At 76.0% G+C, this 21,658-nt stretch carries 18 protein-coding genes; 9 read left to right on the forward strand and 9 right to left on the reverse strand.

What is annotated here, in order from left to right; all coding sequences use genetic code 11:
• Window positions 1–172 precede the first annotated feature (172 nt).
• From ACFTZA_RS11250 to ACFTZA_RS11265, 4 genes are read left to right on the forward strand one after another with little or no spacing between them, the layout of a single operon-like run.
• Window positions 173–1,555: a hypothetical protein gene (locus ACFTZA_RS11250; RefSeq protein ID WP_378194336.1), complete on the forward strand. Its 1,383-nt coding sequence runs from the start codon at window positions 173–175 to the stop codon at window positions 1,553–1,555.
• Window positions 1,552–2,358: a hypothetical protein gene (locus tag ACFTZA_RS11255; protein WP_378194339.1), complete on the forward strand. Its 807-nt coding sequence runs from the start codon at window positions 1,552–1,554 to the stop codon at window positions 2,356–2,358. The genes ACFTZA_RS11250 and ACFTZA_RS11255 overlap by 4 nt, the downstream gene beginning before the upstream one ends.
• A complete protein-coding gene (locus ACFTZA_RS11260) occupies window positions 2,355–3,188 on the forward strand; it encodes a polysaccharide deacetylase family protein (protein ID WP_378194342.1) in 834 nt (277 codons plus the stop codon). Before ACFTZA_RS11255 ends, ACFTZA_RS11260 begins: the two co-directional genes overlap by 4 nt.
• Window positions 3,185–4,252: a glycosyltransferase gene (locus ACFTZA_RS11265; protein WP_378194344.1), complete on the forward strand. Its 1,068-nt coding sequence runs from the start codon at window positions 3,185–3,187 to the stop codon at window positions 4,250–4,252. Before ACFTZA_RS11260 ends, ACFTZA_RS11265 begins: the two co-directional genes overlap by 4 nt.
• A gap of 53 nt (window positions 4,253–4,305) precedes the next feature.
• Here ACFTZA_RS11265 and ACFTZA_RS11270 read toward each other — a convergent pair whose 3' ends face one another.
• Window positions 4,306–5,223, reverse strand: a complete 918-nt coding sequence (locus tag ACFTZA_RS11270) for a glycosyltransferase family 2 protein (protein ID WP_378194347.1) — start codon at window positions 5,221–5,223, stop codon at window positions 4,306–4,308.
• Window positions 5,224–5,319: 96 nt separating this feature from the next.
• On the opposite strand from ACFTZA_RS11270, the gene ACFTZA_RS11275 reads away from it, so the two are divergent.
• From ACFTZA_RS11275 to ACFTZA_RS11295, 5 genes are read left to right on the forward strand one after another with little or no spacing between them, the layout of a single operon-like run.
• Window positions 5,320–7,323 carry a glycosyltransferase gene (locus ACFTZA_RS11275; RefSeq protein WP_378194350.1) on the forward strand — a complete coding sequence of 668 codons (2,004 nt, stop codon included), beginning with the start codon at window positions 5,320–5,322 and terminating at the stop codon, window positions 7,321–7,323.
• The gene (locus tag ACFTZA_RS11280; protein WP_378194353.1) at window positions 7,320–8,732 is read left to right on the forward strand and encodes an O-antigen ligase family protein; all 1,413 of its coding nucleotides are present in this window, start codon (window positions 7,320–7,322) and stop codon (window positions 8,730–8,732) included. The genes ACFTZA_RS11275 and ACFTZA_RS11280 overlap by 4 nt, the downstream gene beginning before the upstream one ends.
• Window positions 8,729–9,898, forward strand: a complete 1,170-nt coding sequence (locus tag ACFTZA_RS11285; protein ID WP_378194355.1) for a glycosyltransferase family 4 protein — start codon at window positions 8,729–8,731, stop codon at window positions 9,896–9,898. The genes ACFTZA_RS11280 and ACFTZA_RS11285 overlap by 4 nt, the downstream gene beginning before the upstream one ends.
• Window positions 9,895–10,926: a glycosyltransferase family 4 protein gene (locus ACFTZA_RS11290; protein ID WP_378194358.1), complete on the forward strand. Its 1,032-nt coding sequence runs from the start codon at window positions 9,895–9,897 to the stop codon at window positions 10,924–10,926. Before ACFTZA_RS11285 ends, ACFTZA_RS11290 begins: the two co-directional genes overlap by 4 nt.
• Window positions 10,923–12,077 carry a glycosyltransferase gene (locus ACFTZA_RS11295; RefSeq protein ID WP_378194361.1) on the forward strand — a complete coding sequence of 385 codons (1,155 nt, stop codon included), beginning with the start codon at window positions 10,923–10,925 and terminating at the stop codon, window positions 12,075–12,077. Before ACFTZA_RS11290 ends, ACFTZA_RS11295 begins: the two co-directional genes overlap by 4 nt.
• Here the strand turns inward: ACFTZA_RS11295 and ACFTZA_RS11300 are convergent.
• The 8 genes from ACFTZA_RS11300 to glmU all read right to left on the reverse strand — a co-directional run bounded on the left by ACFTZA_RS11300 (window position 12,031) and on the right by glmU (window position 21,628).
• The gene (locus ACFTZA_RS11300) at window positions 12,031–13,293 is read right to left on the reverse strand and encodes a glycosyltransferase (RefSeq protein ID WP_378194364.1); all 1,263 of its coding nucleotides are present in this window, start codon (window positions 13,291–13,293) and stop codon (window positions 12,031–12,033) included. The two genes, ACFTZA_RS11295 and ACFTZA_RS11300, sit on opposite strands and share 47 nt — an antisense overlap.
• Window positions 13,290–15,227 carry a hypothetical protein gene (locus tag ACFTZA_RS11305; protein WP_378194367.1) on the reverse strand — a complete coding sequence of 646 codons (1,938 nt, stop codon included), beginning with the start codon at window positions 15,225–15,227 and terminating at the stop codon, window positions 13,290–13,292. The genes ACFTZA_RS11300 and ACFTZA_RS11305 overlap by 4 nt, the downstream gene beginning before the upstream one ends.
• Window positions 15,224–16,387 (reverse strand): glycosyltransferase, encoded by a 1,164-nt coding sequence (locus ACFTZA_RS11310; RefSeq protein ID WP_378194370.1) that lies wholly within the window; start codon window positions 16,385–16,387, stop codon window positions 15,224–15,226. Before ACFTZA_RS11310 ends, ACFTZA_RS11305 begins: the two co-directional genes overlap by 4 nt.
• Window positions 16,388–16,510: 123 nt before the next feature.
• The gene (gene pth / locus ACFTZA_RS11315; protein WP_378194373.1) at window positions 16,511–17,113 is read right to left on the reverse strand and encodes an aminoacyl-tRNA hydrolase; all 603 of its coding nucleotides are present in this window, start codon (window positions 17,111–17,113) and stop codon (window positions 16,511–16,513) included.
• 94 nt (window positions 17,114–17,207) lie between these two features.
• Entirely contained in the window at window positions 17,208–17,813 is a 606-nt protein-coding gene (locus ACFTZA_RS11320; RefSeq protein WP_378194376.1) for a 50S ribosomal protein L25/general stress protein Ctc, read from the reverse strand.
• A gap of 288 nt (window positions 17,814–18,101) precedes the next feature.
• A complete protein-coding gene (locus ACFTZA_RS11325; RefSeq protein WP_378194379.1) occupies window positions 18,102–18,833 on the reverse strand; it encodes a GPP34 family phosphoprotein in 732 nt (243 codons plus the stop codon).
• A 73-nt stretch (window positions 18,834–18,906) separates the two neighbouring features.
• The gene (locus ACFTZA_RS11330; RefSeq protein WP_378194383.1) at window positions 18,907–19,890 is read right to left on the reverse strand and encodes a ribose-phosphate diphosphokinase; all 984 of its coding nucleotides are present in this window, start codon (window positions 19,888–19,890) and stop codon (window positions 18,907–18,909) included.
• A gap of 70 nt (window positions 19,891–19,960) precedes the next feature.
• Entirely contained in the window at window positions 19,961–21,628 is a 1,668-nt protein-coding gene (gene glmU, locus ACFTZA_RS11335; protein ID WP_378194387.1) for a bifunctional UDP-N-acetylglucosamine diphosphorylase/glucosamine-1-phosphate N-acetyltransferase GlmU, read from the reverse strand.
• Window positions 21,629–21,658 lie beyond the last annotated feature (30 nt).

Below are 21,658 nucleotides of genomic sequence, written 5' to 3' on the forward strand. Positions count from 1 at the left end.
GAGTCCCCCTGCGGTGCTCCGTCTACCCAGAATGGAATCACCCCGACACGCCGGGAGGGGAGCCGTTCAGGCCAAGTTCACCCGCTCGAGAGGTTCATCCCGCCCGCGCGGCCGCCGTACCTTGATCTCTGCCGGTCCGCCGGGACCCCCACCGCTCGAGCCAGGAGGACGCATGGCGCGCGAACGGACCGCTACGGCCGCCAGGCCCTCCCTCGACCCGCCCCTCGCCGACGCGACGGCCGGCGTGGACGTGACGACGTTCACCCCGAGCGACTACGAGCTGACCTGGGACCCCCGTCTCGACGGGTTCCGCCACCGGTACGACCGCGACCTGCAGATGGTCGCGCTGTGGTCCGGGGCGCGGCACCGCGAGCCCGAGATCCTCGACATCCTGCGCGAACGCTTCCTCGTCCTCGCGGAGATCGAGGTCCGCTGGTCCCCGGACCGCGTGGTCCGGAACTTCGAGCGGCTCTACGGCCAGGGGCTGTGGGGCACGTCCCCGAAGCACCTCGAGGTCGGGGCCGACCCGTTCCTCCTGCTCGTCGTGGAGGACCCCGAGCCGCGCTACGCGTACCGGCAGAACGTCTCCGGGTACGTCGAGCCGACGAACGTGCACGTCGCGCAGGCGAAGGCGTCCGCGCGGCGCCTCGCGGGCGGGTACACCGTCCACTCGAGCAACAACCTGCGCGAGTTCTTCCGCGACGCCACGCTGCTGCTCGGGCCCGAGCGCCTCGACGAGGTCCTCGCGCGCGACCCGCACGCCGCGCACCCGCGCGAGACGCTCGAGGCCGACCTCGTCGGCGACGCCGGGTGGACGGACCTCGACGAGCTCGCCGCGCTGCTGCGGCGCGCGGGCGAGTACGTCGTGCTGCGCAACTTCGAGGGACTGCCCGAGGTGCTCGCGGACGACCCGGAGATCGACGTCCTCGCGCGCGACCAGACCGACTTCGCGGCCCTGCTGGGCGCACGCCCCCTGGACCACGACGGCACGGGCGCGCGCTTCGGCACGACCGTCGGCGGCGTCGCGGTGGCGTTCGACGTGCGGTGGGTGGGCGACGGGTACCTCGACGTGCGGTGGCAGGACGACCTGCTGCGGCAGCGCACGTGGACGCCCGGCGGCCTCGCGGTCCCCCGCGCCGACGACCACCTGTTCTCGCTGCTGTACCACGCGAAGGTGCAGAAGCCGTCGGTCAAGCCCGCGTACGTCCCGCGGCTCGCGGCGCTGGCGCGCGACCTCGACCTGCCGGCGGCGCTCGCCGAGGACATCACGAGCGACGCCGTCGCGGCGCGCGTCCTCGACGGCTTCCTGTCCGGCCACGGCTACACCGTGCCCCGTACGACGGACCGGGGCGTGCACCGCAACGACGCGTTCGTGGCGTCGCTGCACCTGACGACGGTCGAGCCGACGCCGGTGGACCGGGCGCGGACGGAGCTCCTCGCGGCGGCGCGCGGCTCGCGCGCCGGGGAGCTCGCCGCGCGCTCGGAGCTGCTGCGCCGCACGTACCGCGGCGCCCGGGCAGGCGTGCGGGCCGTGCGCCGCCGGGTGGGCCGATGACCGCCCCCGAGCCGGAGACCCTCGCTCCCGAGGAGGACACCCCGCCGGCCCACGTCGGCGCTCCCGTCGGCCGTGACGTGCACCCCGAGCCGGGCGTGCGCCGCACACTGACGAGCCGCGTGCTCGGCCGCGCCAAGCTGGTCCGCATCTTCGGGTGCCCCGTCCGGTCGACGTTCGTCAAGAGCACCGACTACGCGGTCACGGTGTACACGACGACGGACGGCGCACCGACGGTCGGCAAGTACTTCGCGCGCTCCGAGCTCGGCCGGCTCGGCCTCGCCGCCGAGCGGCTGAGCGACGACCTCTTCGGGGACCGGCCGTGGCGCATGCCCGTGGCCCGCTGGCACCGGCGCGGCTTCACCGTGCCCCGGCTCCGCGACGAGGACCGCCTCGACCTCGCGTGCCGGACGATGACGCGCGCCGAGCGGCTCGACGCCGGGGTGTGGGCCCTCGACGTGCTGCTGGACGTCTACACCGCCGGCTACCTCCACGGCGACCTCCAGCCGCACAACGTCTGGATCCTCGACGGCCGCCTCGTCGCGACCGACTTCGAGACCCTCGCCCCGCGCACGCCCGGCATCCCGTTCCTCGACTCGGGCGACGTCACGGGCAACGACCCCGCGCCGCGGCCGCGCCCGCTGGACCCGGCGTTCGACCCCGACGACGACTGGTCGTTCCACCACGTCCTCGGCGTGAGCCTCGAGGACGCCGCGGCCGCGCTGCGCGCGCGGCTCGTGGACGAGGCCGCGACGTCCCCCGCGGCCGCCCGCCGGCTCGCGACGTTCGACGGGGAGCGCACGTGACGAGCACGACGCCCGTGGCCGTCCCGCGCGGACGGCGGCTGCGCCCGCTCGTCGTGCGGCGGCGCGACATCGAGGGCGACGCGCCGCCCGCCGGCGCGTTCCGCGGGGTCGCCTACGCCCGAGGGCTGCTCCCCTCGCCCCTGACCACGCCGCTCGGCACGTTCTGCGTGGACACCGCCGACCGCGTGTTCTCGCTCACCTACGACGACGGGCCGGACCCGGACTCGACGCCGGCGGTGCTCGACACGCTCGCCGAGCACGGCGCGCACGCGACGTTCTTCGTGCTGTCCGAGCCGGCCCGGCGGCACCCGGGCATCGTGCGCCGGATCCTCGAGGAGGGGCACGAGCTCGCGCTCCACGGTCGCGACCACCGGTCGCTGCTCACGCTGCCCGACCGGGTGGCGGTCGAGTCGGTGCGCGACGCGCGCGCGGCCGTGGAGGACGTCGCGGGCCGCCGGGTGCGCCTGTTCCGGCCGCCGTACGGCGCGCACACCATCCAGCAGGCGCTCGGGATCCGCCGCCTCGGTCTCGAGACGGTGATCTGGTCCGGGGACGCGTTCGACTGGGTGCACGACGAGGAGGCGGCGATCGCGCAGCGGGCCGTCGCGTCGGTCTTCCCCGGGGCGATCGTCCTGCTGCACGACACACGTGCCGACCCGGAGACCCTCGGGCCGGGCGAGCGCCTGCCGGCGTTCGACCGCGCCGACGTGCTGCGCCGGATCCTCGAGGCGACGCGCGCGGACGGGTACGGCGAGCGCACGGTCGGCGAGCTCCTCGGCCGCTACCGCCGCGTGAAGAGCATGGCCCGCGAGCGGATGGCCCGCGCATGACGGCGCCCGCGCACGACCCGTCGGCGCCGGACGAGGGCGGGACGCCCGAGCTGTCGGTCGTCATCCCCGCCTACGACGCCGAGGAGACGTTGCCCACCCAGCTCGAGGCGCTGCTCGCCCAGCGCCCGTCCTGGCCGTGGGAGGTGCTCGTGTGCGACAACGGCTCGACCGACGGCACGGCCGACCTCGTCCGCGCCTGGGCGCAGCGCATGCCCGAGCTGCGGCTCGTCGACGCCTCCGCGCGGCGCGGCCCGAGCGCGGCGCGCAACATCGGCGTCGCGCAGGCCCGGGGTCCCCGCATCGCGTTCTGCGACGCCGACGACCGCGTCGCCGACGGCTGGGTCGCGGCGGTGCGCCGCGCGCTCGACGAGCACGAGTTCGTCGCGGGGCCGTTCGAGGGCTCGCTGCTCAACTCGGACGCCGAGTCGGCCGTGACCTGGACGGCGCAGGCGCACGGGTTGACGGTCAAGCCGTTCCTCCCCCAGTTCGTCACCGCCGGCTCGGGCAACATGGGCGTGCTGCGTGCCGTGTTCGACGAGGTGGGCGGCTTCTACGAGGGCGCGCGCACCGCCGAGGACGACGACTTCTGCCTGCGCGTGCAGCTCGCGGGGCACGAGCTCGTGTTCGTGCCGGACGTCGTGCTGCACGTGCGCCGCCGCGACGGCCTGTGGCAGGTGTGCCGGCAGGCGTACGCCTACGGCGCCGGCGAGAAGCGGCTCATGCACCGGTACGCGGAGTTCGTCCAGGCCGCGCCCGGCGGGACGACCGGGCCGGACGGCGGCGGCGACGCGGGCGACGTCGGGGACCTGGTCCGGCAGGGCACGGAACGGCAGGGCGCCGTGGGGCGCGTCGCCGCACGCGGGGGCCGCCTCGCGGTCCGCGTGGGCCGCGTCGCGGGACGTGCGGTCTCCAAGGCGGTCCGCGTGCGACGCCCGGGAGACCTCACCGACGTGGCGTGGCGCGTGTCGTGGTCGCTCGGCTGGCGCCTCACGCGACCGGACCCGGACCTGCCCCAGGTACGGCGCGACGTGCCCGAGACGCTGCGGGCCGACGCGGCGCGGTGAGGGGGCCGGGTGCCCCGCGTCCCACGAGCGGGGCCGACGTCGGCCCCGACCGCTCAGCGCGTGACCCGGCGCACGCGGCGCAGGACGACCCGCAACGGCGCCCCGGGCGCGAACCGCGCCACCCAGGTCACCTCGGCCAGTGCCGCGCCGACGCGACGCGCGGCGAGGGCGCTCCGCGCGGCGCGGGCAGCGCTCCACCACGCGAACCGGTCGTTCGCGCCCAGGCGCTCGTCGTAGGCGTCGACGAGGTCCCGCTTCCCCGCCGCGAGCGCCACGGCGCGGTGGTGGCGCAGGATCGTCCGGAGGCTCGCGGCGAGGTCGCGGTGGGACCGCGTGGTGTTCGTCGGGTGGTGCCGGTAGTCGACGAGGACGTCGTCGACGAACGCGAACGGGCCGAGCGCCGCGGCCTTGAGGACGAGGTCGAGGTCCTCGCCCTGGCGGTAGGCCGGGTCGAACCCCCCGACGGCGTCGAAGGCCTCGCGCCGCACGACGAGGTTGGGCAGCATGACGCCCGGGCCTCGCACGACGTCGGCCTGGTCGTGCGCCGGACGCTGGTCGGCCGGGACCAGCTCGGTACCGGCCTCGTCGATCGTCCGCATCGCGCAGTAGCTCACGACCGCGTCCGGGCGCGCCGTCATCGCGTCCACGTGCCGGCGCAGGCGCTCGGGGTGCCAGCGGTCGTCGTCGTCGAGGAACGCGACGAGGTCCCCGGTGGTCTCGAGGACACCGGCGTTGCGTGCGGCCGAGACGCCCGCGGCGTCCCGGCGGACGAGGCGCGCCGCGGGGACCTCGGCGACGATCTCGCGCAGGGCCTCGGGCTCGGGCGAGCCGTCGTCCACGACGACGAGCTCGTCCGCGGGGAGCGTCTGCGCGGCCACGGACGCGAGTGCCTCGGCGAGGAAGGGACCGCCGCGGTTCGTCGCGACGACGACGGACACGCGCGGTGCCGTGCCGCTCGTCGGGTGGGGCATCGAGGCCTCTCGTCGATGTCGGTCGCCCGGCCGCGGGCGGGGTGAAATCGGCGGAATCCTGCCGGATCTGCCGTGTCCTGGTGGACAATCTCCCACATGAGGGTCCTCCGCGTCTCGCACAGCGCCGTGGTCGACGCCTGGCGCGAGCGCGAGCGCGAGCTCCGGTCCCAGGGGGTCGACGTGCGCCTGCTGTCCGCGCGCGTGTGGGACGAGGGCGGGGTGCCGGTCCGGCTCGTCCCCCGGCCCGGCGAGCCGGTGCGCGGAGTCCGGACGGTCGGCACCCACCCGGCCCTGTTCCTCTACGACCCCCGCCCGCTGTGGCGGGCGCTCGGGCAGGACTGGGACGTGCTCGACGTCCACGAGGAGCCGTTCGCGCTCGCGACGGCCGAGGTCCTGCTGCTGCGCCGGTTGCGCGCCGTGCTGTCGCGCCGCCCCGCCCCGCCGTACGTCCTGTACTCGGCGCAGAACCTGCGCAAGCGGTACCCGTGGCTGTTCCGGTGGTTCGAGGCGCGCGCGCTGCGCGGCGCCGCCGGGGTCTCGGTGTGCAACGCCGAGGCCGGCCGGATCGTGCGGGACAAGGGCGCGCGCGGCGAGGTCGCGGTCGTCCCGCTGGGTGTCGACCCGGCAGTCTTCTCCCCCGCGCCCCGGACCGGGGGCGCGCGCACGAGCGAGCCCGTCGTCGACCCGGACGCCCGGGGCGGGCGCCTGCGCGTGGGGTACGCGGGGCGCCTCGCCCCGCACAAGGGCGTGGACGTGCTCCTCGACGCCGTCGCCGCGGACGACCGGCTGGACCTCGTGGTGGCCGGGGACGGCCCCGACCGGGCGACGCTCGAGGTCCGGGCGCGCCCGCTCGGCGACCGGGTGACGTTCGCCGGGCCGTTGGAGGGCGACGACCTGGTCGCGTTCTACCGCTCGCTCGACGTCCTCGCCGTGCCGTCGCGCGAGACGCCCGGCTGGGTCGAGCAGTTCGGCCGCGTCGCGGTCGAGGCCATGGCCTGCGGCGTACCCGTCGTCGCCACGAGCACCGGCGCGCTGCCCGACGTCGTCGGCGGCGCGGGGCTGCTCGTCCCGCCCGAGGACCCCACCGCGCTGCGCGACGCGCTCGTGCGCGTGCTCACCGAGGACGGCCTCGCCGGACGGCTCCGCGCGGACGGCGCGCGCCGAGCCGCCGCGTGCTCGTGGACGGCGGTGGCCGGGCAGTACCTCGACCTGTACCGCGCGGCGGTCGGGGCGACCGTGCCGGACGGCACCCCGGCCCCGCCCGAGGTCGTCGTCGTGGCCTACGGCTCCCCGGCGATGGTGCGCGACGCGCTCGCCCCGCTCGCCGGGAAGTACCCGATCACGGTCGTGGACAACTCGTCGATGCCCGAGATCCGCGAGGTCACCGAGCTCGCGGGCGGGCGGTACCTCGACCCCGGACGCAACGGGGGGTTCGCCGCCGGCGTGAACCACGCGCTCGCGCACCGGCAGGCGCCCGGCACCGACGTCCTGCTGCTCAACCCGGACGCCGTCGTCTCGCCCGAGGACGTCGCGACGCTCCAGGAGGCCCTGCACGCCGGGCGGCGCGTCGCGAGCGTCGGCCCGTCGCAGGTCGACGACGACGGCACGGCCGCGCGCGTCGTGTGGCCCTTCCCCTCCCCCGTCGCCACATGGGTCGAGGCGGTCGGCCTCGCGCGCCTGCGCCGCACGCCGCCGGACCGGTCGTTCGTCATCGGCTCCGTGCTCCTGCTGAACGCGCGCGCGATCGAGGACGTCGGCGCGTTCGACGAGCGCTTCTTCCTCTACGCCGAGGAGACCGACTGGGCGTTCCGCGCCGTCCGACGCGGCTGGCGGCACACCGAGGTCCCGGCCGCGCGCGCGATGCACCTCGGCGGCGCGACGAGCTCGGACCCGGCTCGGCGTGAGACCCACTTCCACGCCTCCCAGGAGCGCTACCTGCGCAAGCACCACGGGGCCGTGGGCTGGTCCGTCGCGCGGGCGGGCGCGGTCGCCGGCGCCGTGGCACGTGCGGTGGCGCTCCGCGGGGACGCGCGCGCCGCGGCCCGCCGACGCCTCCGGCTGTACGTCACCGGACCCGTGCGGGCGGAGCGCGCCCTGTGACGGCACCGGCGCGGCGGCTCCCGGGCACGCGCCCCGTCCTGTACCGCGCCCCGCGCACGCCGGGCGCGGTCGCGACCCGTGCGCGCGGCGTCACGGCGTGGGTGGCGGGCGGCGCCGTCGTGCTCGCGGTGCTCGGCGTGCTCGGCTTCGTCGTCCCCGAGCTGCAGCTCGCGGCGCTGGCGGGGGCGCTGCTCGTGCTCGTCGTCGGGCTCACCGCGTACGAGCCGGTGGCGCTGCCGATCCTCGCGATGCCGGCGCTCGTCGTCGTCCAGCGCGTCGGCGGGGGCGGCGTCGACCTGTCCCTCAGCGACTTCGCGCTCTTCGGCGCGTTCTGGTTCGCCCTGTTCTTCTCGCCGCGCCCGTTCTCGCCACCGATGCGCGCGATGCTGTGGCTGTCGCTCGTCTACCAGGTCGCCACGCTGTTCACGGTGATCGTCAACCCGTTCAGCGCGAACGTCGTCGAGTGGTTCCACGCGTGGCTCTCCGTCGGCGGCGCCCTGGTCCTCGGCTGGGCGGTGGGCCGCTCCGGCCGCGCGCGCCTCGGGCTCACGCTCTTCCTCGTCCCGTGCCTGCTCATCGCCGCCCAGACGTGCCTCGTCGCCCTGCAGCAGCTCGCGGCGGGCAACACCGGCCCCGTGTACATCGAGACGCCCATCGCGATGCACAAGAACTTCATCGGCTGCGTCCTCGCGTTCGCCGCGCTCGTCGCGTACGCGCGCCCGTGGTGGGTGGGCTGGCCGCGCTGGTTCGCCCTCGCGTCGTTCTGGCTGTGCACGCTCGGCGTGCTCGCCGCCCAGGCGCGCCAGGCGCTCGTCGGGCTCGCGATCGGCATCATGCTCATCACGCTGCGCGGCGACCCGGACCGCAAGCGCTCCAAGATCATCCTGCTCGCGGCGATCCCGGCCATCTACTTCGTCGTGCTCGCCGTCCAGGAGCAGCTCACGTCCGGTAACCAGTTCAACTCCGCCAACCAGCGACTGACCTGGTACGCGGACTCCGTGGACGTGTGGCAGCGCAGCCCGTGGGTCGGCATGGGCCTGCGGTGGTGGACGGCGGGCGTCACCGAGTTCGTGTTCCAGCCGCCGAACGTCGAGCTCGAGGTGCTCACCTCGGCCGGGATCGTCGGGCTCGTCGGGTTCCTCGTCCTGTTCGTCGGCGGCATGGTCGTGCTGTGGCGCATCAACCCGCGGTTCGGCACCCTCGCGTTCGCGATGCTCATGATGCGCTTCGTCCAGGGTCAGTTCGACCTGTTCTGGGTCTCCGTCCAGGTCACCGTCCCGTTCGTGATCGTCGGGGTGTGCCTCGGCGCCGAGTCGTACGCCGCGGCGCGGCAACGGGCGCGCGAGACCGGGAGCCGGGCGAGCTCGCTGCACGACCTGCGCTCGGTCCAGGAGATGGTCGCCCGATGAGGATCGTGCAGATCGCGCCCGTCATCGCCCCGGGCAGCGGCGTGGGCGGCGTCGCCCACCACCTGGAGGAGGCCTTCGCCCGCGCCGGCGTCGCCACCGAGAGGTTCACGCTCGCGGACGCCCGGGGCGCGTGGCTGCCCGAGCCCGGCGAGGGCCTGCGCGGCCGGCTCGCGCTGCTCGCGCGCGTCGTGTGGTTCTCCACCGTCGGCACGGTGCTCGCCCGGCGGTACCTCGCCGCGCGGCCCGACGCGGTGTCGATCTGCCACAACGACGTCCTCGCCGGCGACGTCTACGTCAACCACGGCATCCTGCGTGTCGCGATGCGCGCCCGCGGCGGCTACGTCTGGCGCATGGCACGCAACCCGCTGCACCTGTTCACGGCCGCGCGCGACGCGCTGCGCTACCGCGGGCGCTGGCACCGCGTCGTCGTCAACCTCACCGCCGCCGAGCGCGACGGGCTCCGGGCGACGTACCCGCGGCTGCGGGTCCCCGCGGTCGTCGTCGGCAACGGCGTCGACGTCGACCGGTTCGCGCCCCCGTCACCGCAGGAGCGTGCTGCCGCCCGCGTCGCCGCCGGGGTGCCCGACGACGCGGTGCACGTCGTGTTCGTCGGGCACGAGTTCGACCGCAAGGGGCTGGGGCTGCTCCTGGAGGCCGCGGCCGACGTCCCCGGCGTGCACGTGAGCGTCGTCGGCGGCACCCCGGACATGCTCGCGCAGGTGCGCGACCACGTCGCGCGCCTCGGCGCCGCCGACCGGGTCCACCTCGCGGGCCGCGTGCCCGACCCGCTGCCGTGGCTGCACGCCGCCGACGCCCTCGCCCTGCCGAGCGCCTACGAGGCCAACGCCCTCGTCGTGCTCGAGGCCCTCGCGTGCGGCGTGCCCGTCGTCGTGACCCCCGTCGGGTACGCCCCCGACGTCGTGCAGGACGGCCGCGAGGGATGGCTGGTGGAACGGTCCGTCGAGGGCGTGCGGCGAGGTCTGCGGGCGGTGGCCGCGCTCGACGACGCGGGTCGTGAGGCCGCCGCGAAGGCGGCGCGCGCGACGGCGGAGGACCACGACTGGGACGCGGTCGCCGCGCACTACCTCGACCTGGCCGCGGCGCTTGCCGCGGACCGGGACCCCGGCGCCGCGGGCGCCCCGAGGCCGACGGAGGCGCCCCGGTGAGGATCCTGCACGCGGTGCGGTCGGACGGGTTCGCCGGCGTCGAGCGCCACGTCGCCCGCCTGGCCCGCGCCCAGTCCGCCGCCGGGCACCAGGTCGCGGTCGTGGGTGGCGACCCCGCCGGGATGCGCGCGACCGTCGCCGACCCCGCGGTGCCGCTGCGCGCCGCGGCGACCACCGGCCAGGTCGTCGCGCTGCTGCGCCACCACGGACCGTCCGCCGACGTCGTGCACGTGCACATGACGGCCGCGGAGGCAGCGGCCGCCCTCGCCGCGCGCACCGTCCGCGGGTTCCCGCCCGTCGTCTCCACCCGCCACTTCGCCCGGCGGCGCGGGCACGGGACGCGCGGTGCGGTCGTGGCGGCCCTCGCGTCGTCCGTCGTGCGCGAGCAGATCGCCATCAGCCGCTACGTCGCCGAGCACGTCGACGGGCCGAGCACGGTCGTCCCCGTCGGCGTCGAGACGCGCCCCGACGGGCTCGCGGCGCGCGAGCGCGAGCCCGTCGTCCTCCTCGTCCAGCGGCTCGAGCCGGAGAAGCGCACGGACGTCGCGCTCGACGCGTTCGCGAGGTCGGGCCTGGCGGCCGCGGGCTGGCGGCTCGACGTCGCCGGTGACGGCTCGCAGCGGCCCGCGCTCGGGGCGCAGGCCGACCGGCTCGGGATCGGCGAGACCACGCGGTTCCTCGGCGCGCGCGACGACGTGGAGGCGCTGCTGGACCGCGCCGGCCTCCTCGTGGCGACGTGCCCCGTCGAGGGCCTCGGTCTCAGCGTGCTCGAGGCGATGGCGAGCGGCCTGCCCGTCGTCGCCGCGGCCGCCGGCGGTCACCTGGAGACGCTCGACGGCGTCGACCCGCTGGCGCTCTTCGCCCCGGGCGACGCCACCGCCGCGGCGCACGCCCTGGCCGTGCTCGCCGGGGACCCGGACCGTCGCGACGCGTGCGCCGCGGCGGGCCGCGACGCCCAGCGCGCGCGCTACACGCCCGCCGCGCAGGTCGCCGGGACCGATGCCGTCTACGCGAGGGTGGTCGCGTGAGCGACGACGGCGTCGTCGTCCTGTCGCTCGAGGCGTGGGACGACGTGTGGCGGCGCAACCAGTACCTCGTCGCGGAGCTGTGCCGCGCTGACCCCACGCTGCGGGTGCTGTTCGTGGAGCCGGCTGCCGACCCGCTGCACCGCCTCAGCCGTCGGGCGTTCCCCCGGCGCGGCCGCGGGCTGCGCCCGGCGCCGGCCGTCGCGGGCGTCGCGCCGGGCCGGATCCTGCTGCACCAGCCCACGAAGTGGCTCCCCCGCCGCGTCGACCCGCGCGTCGACGACCGGCTCGCGCGCAGCGTCGAGCGCGCGACCGCGCGGGCGGGCCTGCGCCGGCCGGTGCTGTGGGTCAACGACCCGTCGGGTGCGGCGTCCGTCGTCCGCACCGGCTGGCCGGCGCTGTACGACGTGACGGACGACTGGCTCGCCGCCGACCGCGGCCCGGCCGAGCACGACCGTCTCGTCGCCGACGAGCGCACGCTGCTCGACCGGTGCGCCGAGGTGACCGTGTGCTCGCCGGACCTCGTGCGGCGCAAGGGTGCCGAGCGGGACGTGACGCTCGTGACGAACGGCGTCGACCTCGGCCGGTACCGCGCGCCGCACGACCGGCCCGCCGACCTGCCCGCGGGTCGCGTGGCGCTCTACGTCGGCACGGTGCACCCGGACCGCTTCGACGTGCGGCTGCTCCTCGCGACCGCGCGGGCGCTGCGCGGACGGGCACGCGTCGCCGTCGTCGGCCCCGTCGTCGACGTCGCCCGCGCGGACCGCGAGGCGCTGGCCCGCGAGGACGTCGTGCTGCTCGGCTCCCGGCCCTGGACCACGGTGCCCGGCTACCTGCGGCACGCGGACGTGCTGCTCGTGCCGCACCTGGTCAACGACTTCACGGAGAGCCTCGACCCCCTCAAGCTCTACGAGTACCGGGCGGTGGGACGTCCGGTGGTCACGACGCCGGTCGCCGGGTTCCGCGACGACCCCGGCGTCCGTGTCGCGGACGCGACGCACTTCCCCGAGGCGGTCCTGGCCGCGCTGGACGACGCACCCGTCCCCGAGGCCGGTGCGCTGACCGGCACGCCGCCCGACGTCCCGACCTGGGAGGACCAGGCGGCGCTCATGCGCGCGGCGATCGACCGGACACGTCGCTCCACACCTCGGTGAGGACCCGCGCGGTACGGGCGACGGGGAACCGCCGCAGCGCCGACGCGCGGGCGCGAGCCGCCCGCGCCCGCGCGGAGTCGGGCATGGTGAGGACCTGCCGCACCGCGGCGGCGATCGCGGCCACGTCGCCCGGCGGGACGAGCAGCCCGAGCGCCCCGCCGTCGCCGTTCTCGTCCTGGCCGAGGTCGGCGTCATGGTCGTCGTCATGGTCGTCGTCGTCACGGTCGTCGTCGAGGATCTCCTCGACCCCGCCCGCCCGCGTCGCGACCACGGGCACGCCGCGCACCATGGCCTCCACGACGACCTGCCCGAAGGGCTCGGGCACCGGCGACGCGTGCACGCACACGGCGGCGCGGTCGAGCTCGGCGCGCGTGTCGGCCACGAAGCCGACGAGGTCGACGGCGTCCTCGAGACCGAGGCGCCGCACCTCCTCGCGCACGCGCTCGGCGTAGTCCGCGGCGCCGAACGTAGCGTCCCCGACGATGCGCAGGCGCGCCCCAGGGACGGCCTCGCGCACCGCGGGCATCGCGCGCACCACCTCGAGCTGGCCCTTCGTCGGGCTGAGGCGCCCGACCATGAGGACCACCGGGGGCTCGTCGTCGGAGCGTCCTCGTCCCGGGACGGCGACCTGATCACCGCGGGCCTGCTCGGGCGCGAACCCCGGGTACGCGACGCGCGCGTGCACCGGCAGCGTCGCCGCGGTCGCCCGGGAGTTCGCCACGAGGGCGGCGGGCGCGACGCGGGCGAGTCCGCGCACCAGCCGGACCAGCACGCCCGGCAGGTAGTCGGGCGCGATCCGGTCGTGCACGTGCCAGACGAGCGGTCGGCGGGCGACGGCGGCGGGCACGACGCCGAGCAGGTCGGCCTTGAGCGACGTCGTGTGCACCACGTCCGGGCGCGACCGGCGCACGTGCCGCGCGAGACGGACGAGGAAGGGGAGGGTGCGCGCCGCCGCGACGAGCGTCCACGGCGACAGCCTGCCCGCCCGGTCGCGGTCGGCGGCTGCCACGGCACCAGCGAGCGGCAGGACGTCGACCCGGACGCCGACGTCCTCGAGCCGTCCGCGCAGTGGCCCGTCCGCGAACAGGACGGCACGGACGTCGACACCGTCGTCCAGGGCTGCGCACGTGCGCACGAGCGCCAGCTCGGCGCCGCCCAGGTCGGCCGTGTGGTCGAGGACGAGGACGCGCAGCGGGCGGGTCGTGCGCCGGCTCACCACCGGAACGGTCGCTTGCGGGACGCCGTCGGCGCCCCGACGTCGTCCTGCTCCGGGGCGGCGGGCTCGACCTTGCTCCACGACGGCGACAGCACCGGTCGCCGACCCCCGGGCCTGCGATCGGACGCGTCGGGGCGCTCGACCGTCACCGCCGCGGCCGCCACGCTGGCGCGCCGGGTGGACGCTCCGCCGGGAGCGGCCGTCGCCTCGTCCCGCGCGGGCCGCGCGCGCTCGCGGCCGGAGTCCGCCCCGTGCGTCGCGGCCCCCGTCGCGACGTCCTCGTCCGGTGCGGAGGCGTCGTCCGGCCCGGGCGCGCGGCGCTCGACCCGGGCGTCCGCGGGCTCGCGCACGCGGGCCTCTCCCTCCGGGCGCTCCGTGCTCCGACGCTCGGTCCCGTCGTGCTCCGTGCCCTCGTGCTCCGTGCCCTCGCGGTCCGCGGACTCGTGGTCCCCGGGCCCAGGTGCGTGGCCGCCCTCGCCGTACGTCGACGCGTAGAGCATGCGCCGGTCCCCCTTCACGCCGGTGAGCGCGACGCCGAGGAGCGGGACGTTGCTGACCCGCAGGCGGTCCGTCGCCGCGACGAGCACGGCGCGGTCGGTGCGTCCCGCGGCGGCGATCAGCACGACACCGTTGGAGTAGCCGCCGAGGATCGTCGCGTCGGCCGCGGCCAGGACGGGCGGTGCGTCGACCACCACGACCTCGGCGTGGTCGCGCAGGCTGCGCACGAGCTGGCGCGCGCGTGGCGTCGCGAGGAAGTCGGCCGGGTCCATCTCCTCCTCGGGGACCGGCATGACGCGCAGGTTGGGCACCGTCGTCGGCCGCAGCTCGTGCTCGTCGCCGTGCCACGACTCCGGCGGCGGGAGCAGGGTGTCGAGCTGCGGGCGGCGCAGGTCGCCGGAGATCGCGACGGTGCGGCGCCCGCTGAGGGCGAACGACGCCGCGAGGTTCGCGGTGATGAAGGCACGCGGCGCGGACGGGTCGGCGGCGGTCACGACCACGACCGCGTGCTTCAGCCCGGCCGTCGACACCTGCACCGCCGTGCGCAGCTCGCGGATCGACTCCGTGAACGGGCTGGCGACCTTGCTCGCCACGGGCAGCGCGAGCGTGTGGGCGAACTCCTTCTCCGCCGGGCGGGCGCCGTAGAGCTCCGCGAGCACGGGGGTCTCGGTGAGGTGCGTCGACTCGGCGGCCGAGCGCACGCGCACGTCGAGGCCGCGGCGCCCGAACGCCAGCCCGACGCCCGCGAGCAGCCCCACCAGCACGGCGAGCGCCAGCACGGTCGGCGCGGAGAGGCCGAGCGCCTCCGCGCCCGTCGCCGGGGCCACGACCTCGCCCGGCACCGCGATGCCGCGCAGCGCGTTGATCTCGACGGTGAGCGCGGAGTAGTCGTCGACGATGATGTCCTGCTCGGCGAGCGCGAGCGGGTCGTCCGTGTCGGCGGCGAGGCGCTGCCGCACGGTCCGCAGCTCCTGCGCGAGCGCCTGGCGGCGCGCGTCGAGCAGCTCCACCTGGGCGGCCTGGATGGCCACGAGCCGCGCCGCGTACGCGTCGGCGAACGCGTTCGCCACGTCCACGGAGCGCGCCGGGTCGGGCGTCGTCGCCTCGACCGCCATGGTGCTCGTCTCGCCGTCGAAGGAACCGGTGACCTCGGCGGCGAGCCCGTCCGCGGCCTCGGGGTCGCCGAGCGCCGCGGCGGCCGCGTCGGCGACCTCGGGCGAGCTCACGTCGTCCGCGTCGGTCGCGACCGTGACCTCGACGAGCTGCTCGCCGCCCTGCGCGCTCTGGACCCCGTAGAGCTGCACCGTGGCGGTCGCGCGGTAGAGCGTCTCCTGCCGCACGAGGTAGAGCAGCGCACCGGCGGTGACGACCAGCACCGCGGCGAGCACGTAGTACTTGCCTGCCCAGATGGTGCGGAAGAACTCGCGGATGGTCATCGGTCGCTCCTGTCCCGGCCGGCCGCGCGCACCGCCGAGGCGCGGCCGGACTCCTGCTCCACGACGGCACGCAGCCGCGCGGTGAAGCGCTCGCGGCCGAAGGTCGCGACGTGCGCGGTCACGGCGTCATGGTCCCACGTCCGCGCGGCCGCGCTCTCGACGGCCTGCGCCACGAGCTCGACCCGGGGGGCGTCGAAGAACTCCCCCGTGACGCCCTCCACGACGGTGTCGAGGTAGCCGCCGTCGCGCAGCACGACGCTGGGTCGGCCGAACGCGCCCGCCTCGAGCGGGGTCAGCCCGTAGTCCTCGTACGACGCGGCGACGAGCGCGGCGGCGTTCCGGTAGACCCAGCGCAGCGTCGCGTCGTCGACCCGGCCGAGCAGGTGCACGGTGCCGGTGCGTGCGGCGAGCGCGGCGAGACGACCGCGGTCGGGACCGTCCCCGACCACGACGAGGGTGCGTCCGGTCGCCTGGGCGGCCTCGACCACGACGTCCACGTTCTTGTACGGCAGGAGCCGCGCGACGCACAGCAGGAACCCGGGCTCGACGCCGGGGACGGCGCACTCCTCGCCGGCGGGCAGCATCGCGGGCGGCGGGGGCAGCACCTCCGCCTCGATCCCGTACGCCTCCCGGATCGCGCGCCGGGTGACCGTCGAGTTCGCGAGATAGACGTCGGCGCGGCGCGCCGCGGCACGGTCCCACCGGCGCAGCGCCGGCGTGAGCACGCCGAGCGCGGAGGCCGCCGCGCGTCGTCGGGCGCGGTCGCCCGTGCCGCCCTCGTCCGGGCCGAGGTAGCGGTCGCGCTGGTAGAGCCAGCGGGCCGGGGCGTGGCAGTACACCACCGTGCGCCGCGCACCGCGGTAGCCGTGCGCCCAGCCGGTCGAGGACGCGACGAGGACGTCGGCGTCGACGCGCTGGCGGTCGACGGCCGGGGCGAGGACGGGCAGCGCGAGGCGGTGGTGGCGGCGCAGGAGCTCCACGCGGTCGAGGGCCGAGGTGCGCAGGTCGAGCGCGGAGAACTCGGGGAAGGTCCCGGCGGGGTGGTGCAGCGTCGTGTACATCGGCGAGCCCGGGAACGCATCGGCGAGCAGCAGCGCGACGCGCTCGGCGCCCCCGCGCTGCGTGGCGTAGTCGTGGGCGAGCGCCACCCCTTCCGTCATACGACCTCCCTCGCCGAGCCGACGTCCCAGCGTAGGTGGGCGACGAGCGCCGGACGGCGGCCACGGGGGTACCTCACCCGGGTGAATTGGCCGGTTCTGCGGCGGGGGCGCTTGCCCGGGGCATCAGACGCGGGTGTGGAACCGGCCCTGCGCGGCGAGGAGCCCCTCGGTCAGGACGGTCTCGACCGCGTCGGCCGCGTCGTCGAGCAGGAACGGCAGCTCCTTGGCCTCCGCGCCGGAGAAGTTCTTCAGCACGAAGTCGGCGGTGTCCGTGCGCCCGGGCGGGCGGCCGACGCCGCCGCGCACGCGCACGTACTCCTTGGTGCCGAGCGCCTTGGTGATGTCGCGCAGGCCGTTGTGGCCACCCTCGCCCCCGCCGATCTTCAGCTTCACGGCGCCGAAGGGGATGTCCACCTCGTCGTGGACGACGACCACGTGCTCCGGGTCGACGCCGTAGTAGCGCGCGAGACCGGACACGGGCCCGCCCGAGACGTTCATGTACGTCGTGGGCTTGGCGAGCACCACGCGCGGCCCGGGCCGCCCACCCGGGAGCATGCCGATCCGGCCCTCCGCGACGGCAGCCTGCGCGCGGGGGTGGCGTGCGAACCGCACGCCGGCACGCCCCGCGAGGAGGTCGAGCACCATGTTGCCGAGGTTGTGCCGGGTGGCGGCGTACCGGTCCCCCGGGTTGCCGAGCCCGACGACGAGCCAGGGCTGGTCGGTCATGTCACCTCGTCCTTCACGTCTGCGGGCGCACGAACGCCCGGCACCGTCACGGTACCGGGCGCACGGCGGGGCCGGCCTGGGCCGACCCGGTGGGTCACTCCGCGGCAGTTCCGGCGGTCGCCTCGTCGCCCTCCTCGGCGGTGGCGTCCTCCGACGGCTCCTCGGCCTGCGGCAGGGAGATCGACACGACGACGAGCTCCGGGTCCGCGGTCAGCGTCGAGCCCTGGGGCAGCGAGACGTCGCCCGCCGTGACCGACGTACCGGCCTCCATGCCGTCGATCGACACCTCGATCCACTCGGGCAGGTGCGTCGCCTCGGCCTCGATCGCCAGCGTCTGCAGGTCGACGAGGTGGATCGTGCCGGGCGCGGACTCGCCGACGACGTGCACCGGGACGTCCACGGCGACCTTCTCGCCCTTCGACACGATGAGCAGGTCGACGTGCTCGATGACGCCCTTGACCGGGTCGCGCTGGACGTCCTTGGCGATCGCGAGCTGCGCACGGCCCTCGATGTCGATCGAGAAGAGGGCGTTCGAGTGCTTGAGCGCCATCATCGTCTCGTGGCCGGGGAGGGTCACGTGGACCGGGTCGCTGCCGTGCCCGTAGAGGACGGCGGGGATCTTGTCGGCACGACGGATGCGGCGCGCGGCACCCTTGCCGAACTCGGTGCGGGCCTCGGCGGCGAGCTTGATCTCGGACACTCGGATCACTCCTGAAGACAGTTGCGGGCCGGCCACCAGTGGGGAGCGGTCGGCTGTCCGGACGGTGAGAGGGCCTCCCGGACGGGCGGCTGCGTCGGCGCGGGACACATGACGGACGCGCGCAGCAGGACGACCGCCCAGTCGATAACGGAGATCCAACAGGTCTGGCTGACTCTCCGGACCGCGCTCCGTGCTGGTGCGCGTTCGCCGGCCGTCAGACGTCCCTCGCCGAGGCAACCTGGCTACTGTACCCGGGGCCGCGCCCCCGACGAAACCCGGCGCCGCCCGTCAGCCGGACGCGGCGGCGGACGTCGTCGCCACCGTGGCGCCGATGACGATCGCCGCGGTGATCTCCTCGACGTAGGCCTTGACCGCGAGGGTGGCCCAGCTGTCGGCCGCGATCTGCTTCGCCCGCGCGTCGACGGCCCGCCGCTGCGCCGCCGTCCACCCCGGTGCGCCGTCGACGACGACCGGCGCTCCCCGGCCGCCGCCCGCGGCGAGCACGCGTCCCGCCTGGCCCGTCGCGGCGAGGATCGCCGCGAGCGCAGCCGTGCGCTCGGCCGGCTCCTCGCCGTCGACGAGCACGCGCCACAGGTCGCGGCGGACGGCGTCCTCGTGCCGGGAGTCGGCCGCGGGCCAGCGGGTGGTCGGGAAGATGCCGAGCACCCGCCCCTCCTCGCGGCGCAGCACGCCGCGGTCGGCGAGCGAGGCGACCGCGCGCGCGGCCGGCTTGAGCTTCGCGATCGGTCCCACGAGCGCCTTGGGCTTCGAGCCCTCCTTCGACCGGACGACGTCGAGGGCCTCGTCGAGCAGCGCGTTGCCCGTGGTGGAGGCGTCCCGGACGACGATGCGTCCGACGCGCCCGCCGTCGCCGTCCCCCGCGAGGTCGGCCCGCCCGAGGAGCGCGAGCTCGACCAGGAGCGCGCCCGCGGCCACCTGCTCGCGGTACGAGGCGTCGACGACGGTCTTGCCGGTCGCGTCGTCCAGCGTCAGCAGGAGGTAGTCCTCGAGGATGAGCATGGTCCCCACGCTAGGGGACGCCCCGCCCGGCCGACCCTGTCGAATGTCACGGGTCGGCCGGGCGGACCGCACGTCAGCTGTTGCCGTCGAACAGCGAGGTGACGGAGCCGTCGTCGAACACCTCGCGGATCGCGCGCGCGACGAGCGGCGCGATCGACAGCACCGTGAGCTGCGGGAACCGCTTGTCCGCGGCGATCGGCAGGGTGTCGGTGATGACGACCTCGCTCGCGCCGCACTCCGACAGGCGCTGGGCCGCCGGGTCGGACAGGACGCCGTGCGTCGCGGCCACGACCACCGACTTGGCGCCCGCCTCGAGGATCACGCGCACCGCCTCGGCGATGGTGCCGCCGGTGTCGATGAGGTCGTCGACGAGCACGCAGTCGCGGCCCTCGACCTCGCCGACGACGCGGTTCGCGACGGCCTGGTTGGGCCGCGTGATGTCGCGCGTCTTGTGGACGAACGCGAGCGGTCCGCCCCCGAGCTTCGCCGCCCACTGCTCGGCCACGCGGATGCGCCCGGCGTCGGGCGAGACGACCGTGACGTTGGACGTGTCCACACGCGTCTTGACGTACTCGGTCAGGATGGGCATGGCCCACAGGTGGTCGACCGGCCCGTCGAAGAAGCCCTGCGTCTGCGCGGCGTGCAGGTCGACGCTCATGAGACGGTCGGCGCCCGCGGCGGTGAAGAGGTCGGACATGAGCCGGGCCGAGATGGGCTCGCGCCCGCGGTGCTTCTTGTCCTGGCGCGCGTACCCGTAGAACGGCTGCACGACCGTGATGGTGCGCGCCGACGCGCGCTTCGCGGCGTCGACCATGAGCAGCTGCTCCATGATCCACTGGTTGATCGGCGCCGTGTGGCTCTGGAGGATGAACACGTCCGCGCCGCGCACCGACTCCCCGAACCGGACGTAGATCTCGCCGTTCGCGAAGTCGTAGGCCGTGGTCGGGAGGAGGTCGATCCCCAGCTCCCGCGCGACGTCGTTCGCGAGCTCGGGGTGCGCGCGCCCCGAGGCGAGGACCAGGGACTTCTCCCCGTTGCCGGCGATCGTGCTGCTCATGCGGTGCTTCCTTCGGTGTCCGGGGTCGGGTCGTCGTGGGCGGACGCGCGGAGCGCGACCTGGCGCGCGGTCAGTCGGCCGGCCGCGCGCTGCGCAGGGCGTCGAGCGTGCTCTCGAGGTCGGGGCCGGGCGGAGGCGGCGTCGGGCGGTCGGCCGTCGCCGCGGCGGAGTGGTCGGCGAGCTGCGCCTGTGCCTGAGCCCCCACGACCGGGGTCTCCGGGTCGCTCGCACGTGCGGCGGCGGCCGCGTCGGCGGCCGCCGTGCCGGCGCGGCGACGCTCGACCCAGCCCTCGATGTTGCGCTGCTGGCCGCCGCTGACGCCGAGCGCCCCCGCGGGCACGTCGCGCCGGATCACGGACCCCGCCGCGGTGTACGCGCCGTCGCCCACGGTCACCGGGGCGACGAACATGTTGTCCGCGCCCGTGCGGGCGTGCGACCCGATGACGGTCCGGTGCTTGTGCACGCCGTCGTAGTTCACGGTCACCGACGCCGCGCCGATGTTGGTGTGGGCGCCGATCGTCGCGTCGCCCACGTACGACAGGTGCGGGACCTTGGAGCCCTCGCCGATCTCGGCGTTCTTGGTCTCGACGAACGTGCCGATCTTGCCCTCCGCGCCGAGCACCGTGCCCGGACGCAGGTAGGCGAACGGACCGACGCTCGTCCCCGCGCCGAGCACCGCCAGCGTGCCGTGCGTGCGGGTCACGGTGGCGCCCGGCCCCACCTCGGTGTCCGTGAGGGTCGTGTCCGGGCCGACGGTGGCGCCCTCGCCGACGACCGTCGCGCCGTGCAGCTGCGTGCCCGGCAGGAGCGTGACGTCGCGCGCCAGCTCGACGTCGACGTCGACCCACGTGGTCGCCGGGTCGACGACGGTCACGCCGGCGCGCATCCAGTCCTCGAGGACGCGGCGGTTCAGCTCGGCGCGCAGCGCCGCGAGCTGGACCCGGTCGTTGACGCCCTCCACGACCGTCGGGTCGTCCGAGACCAGCGCCCGGACGGAGCCGCCCTCGGCCCGTGCCGCGGCCACGACGTCCGTCAGGTAGACCTCGCCCTGGGCGTTGTCGCGACCGAGGCCGGCCAGCCCGCGGCGCAGCACCGCGGCGTCGAAGACGTAGATCGAGGCGTTGATCTCGCGGATCTCGAGCTCGTCCGGGCTCGCGTCCTTGTGCTCGACGATCCGCTCGACGTCGCCCGTGGCGTCGCGCACCACGCGCCCGTAGCCGGTCGCGTCCGCGAGCTCGGTCGTGAGCATCGTGACCGCGTTGCCGTCCGCGACGTGCGCCGCCAGCAGCTGGGCAAGGGTGTCGCCGTCGAGCAGCGGGGTGTCGCCCGCCGTGACGACGACCGGGCCCTCGAGCCCGTCGCCGAGGCCGCGGCCCTCCTCGCCGTCGGGCACGCCGTCGACGACGGCGAGCGCGTGCGCCCGGGCGTCGAGCGCGGCGAGCGCGCACTGCACGGCGCGGCCGGTCCCCGGGACCTCGTCCTGGTCGACGACGAGCACGCCGGCGTCGACGCCGAGGGCGTGCTCGGCCACGCGGTCGCGCTCGTGGCGCACCACGACGGCGAGCAGCGCCGGGTCGAGCGAGCGCGTCGCGACGAGCACGTGCCCGAGCAGGCTGCGGCCCGCGAGCGTGTGCAGCATCTTCGGGGTGGACGACTTCATCCGTGTGCCCTCGCCTGCGGCGAGGACGATCACGGCAGCGGGGGCGACGCGCACGTCGGTGCCCTGCTGAGCTTCCATGGATGTTCCCCTCGGGATCGGTGGCACGTG

The organism is Cellulosimicrobium sp. NPDC057127 (genome assembly GCF_042670945.1).
Taxonomy (GTDB): domain Bacteria; phylum Actinomycetota; class Actinomycetes; order Actinomycetales; family Cellulomonadaceae; genus Cellulosimicrobium.